At 67.6% G+C, this 3848-nt stretch carries 5 protein-coding genes; 4 read left to right on the top strand and 1 reads right to left on the bottom strand.

From position 1 onward, the window contains the following. The 4 genes from VN856_RS08665 to VN856_RS08650 all read left to right on the top strand — a co-directional run. Positions 1-540: enolase C-terminal domain-like protein (locus VN856_RS08665; RefSeq protein WP_325688030.1), on the top strand; the 540-nt coding region annotated here is incomplete at its 5' end. A 21-nt stretch (positions 541-561) separates the two neighbouring features. Beyond that, complete coding sequence (locus tag VN856_RS08660) at positions 562-1209, top strand: septum formation initiator family protein (protein WP_325688028.1); 648 nt, start codon at positions 562-564, stop codon at positions 1207-1209. Beyond that, entirely contained in the window at positions 1202-1693 is a 492-nt protein-coding gene (locus VN856_RS08655; RefSeq protein ID WP_325688026.1) for a DUF501 domain-containing protein, read from the top strand. Before VN856_RS08660 ends, VN856_RS08655 begins: the two co-directional genes overlap by 8 nt. After that, on the top strand, positions 1684-2628 hold the full coding sequence (locus tag VN856_RS08650) for a Ppx/GppA phosphatase family protein (RefSeq protein WP_325688024.1): 945 nt from the start codon (positions 1684-1686) through the stop codon (positions 2626-2628). The genes VN856_RS08655 and VN856_RS08650 overlap by 10 nt, the downstream gene beginning before the upstream one ends. Positions 2629-2632: 4 nt before the next feature. Here VN856_RS08650 and VN856_RS08645 read toward each other — a convergent pair. Continuing rightward, on the bottom strand, positions 2633-3848 hold a 1216-nt coding region (locus VN856_RS08645), incomplete at its 5' end, for a PPE family protein, SVP subgroup (protein WP_325688022.1).

Genomic DNA, 3848 nt, shown 5'->3' with positions numbered 1-3848 from the left:
TATGCCGATGGCACCGGCTACGCGTTCGAGAAGAAGACCCGTTCCGCCGATGAGATGACGCAGTTCTACGCGGAGCTGCTGGACTCTTACCCGCTGGTATCCATCGAAGACCCACTGGCCGAGGACGATTGGGACGGTTGGGTGGCCCTGACCACGTCGATCGGCGACCGGGTGCAGATCGTGGGCGACGACCTGTTCGTCACCAATCCCGAACGGCTGGAAGAGGGCATCGACAAGGGTGCGGCAAATGCTTTGCTGGTCAAGGTCAACCAGATCGGGACGCTCACCGAGACACTCGATGCGGTCGCGCTGGCGCACCACAGCGGCTATCGGACGATGATGAGCCACCGCAGCGGCGAGACCGAAGACACCACGATCGCCGACCTGGCGGTGGCGGTGGGAAGTGGGCAGATCAAGACCGGCGCCCCGGCCCGCAGCGAGCGGGTGGCGAAATACAACCAGCTGCTTCGGATCGAAGAAGCTCTCGGCGACGCCGCCCGCTACGCCGGCGATCTTGCCTTCCCCCGATACGCGCCGTAAGCCCGATAGCCTTAGCGTCTGATGCCCGAATCGAAACGGCCAGAACCGAAGCGGCGCTCAGCCGCCTCGCGTCCGGGGCGGCCCGGCGATTCGGTCGCAGGCCGCCCGCGCAAATCGACGGCGCCCCGTCGCGGGCAGACGGCAAATCGTGCGATGCCCGAGGTCGTCGAACCGATCAAACAGGCGATCGCCGAATCAGCCGAGCAGCGTTCGGATCAGCGCCTCGGTCTGACCGCGCGACGTGCGGCAATCCTGGCGGCTGTGGTCTGCGTGCTGACCCTGACCATTGCCGGCCCGGTCCGCACCTACTTCGCGCAGCGCACCGAGATGAAGCAGCTGTCGGCTTCCGAATCCGCGTTACGTCACCAGATCGCCGATCTCGAACAGCAGAAGGGCAAGCTGGGCGATCCCGCCTACATCGCTGCGCAGGCCCGCGAGCGCCTCGGGTTCGTGATGCCGGGCGAGATCCCGTATCAGGTCCAGCTTCCGCCGAACGCCGCGCTGCCCGTCGACCCGGGATCGGCGCCGACGGCCGCGGCCACCAACGACCCCTGGTACACCTCGCTGTGGCACACCATCGCCGACAGCCCGCACGGCCCACCGACGCCGGCGCCGCCGCCCGCGCCGCCCGGTCCCATGCCACCCGGCCCGCTGCCGCCCGGTGGTTGATCCCGCCGACCTCGTTGTCGTCGCCCGCCAGCTCGGCCGTGAACCGCGTGGAGTGCTCGACGTCGCCTACCGGTGTTCCAACGGCGAGCCAGGCGTGGTGAAGACTGCGCCGAAACTGCCTGACGGAACACCCTTTCCGACGCTGTACTACCTGACGCATCCGGCGCTGACCGCGGGGGCAAGCAGGCTGGAGACCACCGGAATGATGCGAGACATGACACAGCGGCTGCAGTCCGACCCCGGGCTGGCCGCCGCCTATCGACGGGCGCACGAGTCCTACTTGGCCGAGCGGGATGCCATCGAGCCGCTGGGGACCACGTTTTCCGGTGGCGGCATGCCCGGGCGGGTCAAGTGCCTGCACGTGCTGATCGCGCATTCGCTGGCCAAGGGCCGGGGAGTCAACCCGTTCGGCGACGAGGCGCTGGCGGTTCTTGCCGTCGACCCATCGATGGCCGGGATCCTGGACCCGGGGGAGTGGACGTGACCCGCATCGGCGCAATCGACTGCGGCACCAACTCGATTCGCCTGCTGATCGCCGACGCGCTGGACGGGCGGCTACGCGACGTGCACCGCGAGATGCGGATCGTGCGACTCGGCCAGGGCGTCGACGCCACCGGCGCCTTCGCGCCGGAGGCGTTGCAGCGCACTCGGTCTGCGCTGGTCGACTACGCCGCGCTGTGCACAACCCACCACGTCGACCGAATCCGCATGGTGGCGACGTCGGCTACCCGTGATGCCGGCAACCGCGACGTCTTCTTCGCGATGACAGCCGAGGTGCTCGGCGCCGTGGTGGACGGTGCCATCGCCGAGGTGATCACCGGCGCGCAAGAGGCCGAGTTGTCTTTTCGCGGGGCGGTCAATGAATTAGACTCCGCTGCTGGGCCTTTCGTCATTGTTGATCTCGGCGGCGGCTCGACGGAAGTCGTATTGGGCACCGACACCGTGGTGGCGAGCTATTCGGCCGACATCGGTTGCGTGCGGCTGACCGAGCGTTGCCTGCATTCGGATCCGCCGATGGCCGCCGAGGTGGCTGCCGCGCGCGAGGTGGTTCGCGAACGGCTCGGTGAGGCGCTGCGCGTCGTACCGGTGGAGCAGGCCCGTACCTGGATCGGGCTGGCCGGCACGATGACCACGGTCGCCGCACTCGCACAGGACATGACCGTCTATGACTCTGCGGCCATTCACCTTTCGCGCGTCGGCGTGGACCGGCTGCTCACGGTCTGCGACGGGCTGATCGGCATGCCGCGAGCGCAGCGAGCCGCGTTGGGGCCCATGCACGAGGGACGGGTCGACGTGATCGGTGGGGGTGCCATCGTCATCGAGGAACTGGCGATCGCGCTGCGCGATCGGGCCGGAATTGAGGCGTTGACGGTCAGCGAGCACGACATCTTGGACGGCATCGTGCTGTCGATCGCCTGAGCAATTAAGCCAACGGGCGGTGCCCCGAGGAGATTTCGAGCAGACGCTTCTTCTGCTCCTTATACTCTTCCTCGGTCAGATATCCACGGTCTCGCTGCTTGGCGATGTCGCGAATCGCGGCCGCGACTCCGGTTACGACCGTGCGGGGTGCGGGCTTCGCTTCGGGTTCAGCGTCACTCGCCGCGCCGGTAACGCGCGGCGTCAAGCGTGCATGCGTCACCGCCCTGCCGTTCTCCTGAGGGTCGCCGGCAGCCGGCGGGCCGGCCATCGCCTGCCCGGCCATTCCGCCGATTCCCATCTGATTGACCGTGTTTGCCGCGCCCGCTTCCGCGGCCGGCGCGGCGGCTACGTTTGCGGAGGTCAGCGGTGTCGTGAAGGCGGTCGGTTCCACCTCGCCTGCGGCCACGGTCCAGTTCCGCGGCACCGACAATCCACCGAGCGCCTCCGCGTCCCTCATACCCGCCGCTATGGCGGGTGCGGCATTTTGGGTCGGGTTGAGGAGGGTCGCCGGGAAGTCGTATGACGGGATGCCGTTCGCCCTCATAAAGGCGTCCTCGCCGTTCCAGGCGCTGATGATGTTGTCGGTGTGCTGACCGGTCTCCGAATCCACGATGCCGAAGGGAAGATCCACCGGTCCGGCCGCAATGTCCTGCGGCACAACGGCAGCGAAGAAGGCCAGGTCGGATGGTAGCGAGACAAAGACCGTGATCAAATTGCTCAAGAGGGCTAACGTGTCGGTAGCGGCGGCTGGCGCAGTGGCCGCCGACTGGGATGTCGACAGGCCTTGCAGTGCTTGCGGCACTGCGGAAAAGGCTTGCTGCGCGGATGAAACCGCGCTTTGGGCATCGCCGGCGGTGGTGTTGGCGGCCTGGCCGACTGCGGCGGTCTGGTTCGCTGACGACGTGGGATCGGTGTTCTGCTGCGGTTGCTGGAACGGCGACAGTGTGGTCGCGGACGCCGAGGTGGCCGCGTAGCCGTACATCGCGACGGCGTCCTGTGCCCACATTTCGGCGTATTGGATCTCCGTGGCCGCGATCGCCGGCGTGTTCTGCCCGAAGAAGTTGGTAGCCACCAGCGCCGCCAGCAGGCTGCGGTTCGCCGCGATCAGCGGTGGCGGCACCGTCATGGCGAACGCCGCCTCATAACCGGCGGCGGCAGCGTTGGCCTGGGTGGCGGATTCCTCAGCCTGCGCTGCGGTGGTACTCAGCCATTCGACGAAG

The sequence above is a fragment of the Mycobacterium sp. genome (assembly GCF_035603715.1).
Lineage (GTDB): Bacteria > Actinomycetota > Actinomycetes > Mycobacteriales > Mycobacteriaceae > Mycobacterium.
Note: the sequence above shows the minus strand (reverse complement) of the source record. Positions and strands in the feature narration are given on the sequence as shown.

Excerpts from the sequence above, each read along its gene's own strand:
- VN856_RS08660 (WP_325688028.1), top strand. The coding sequence starts at position 562 with ATGCCCGAATCGAAACGGCCAGAACCGAAGCGGCGCTCAGCCGCCTCG.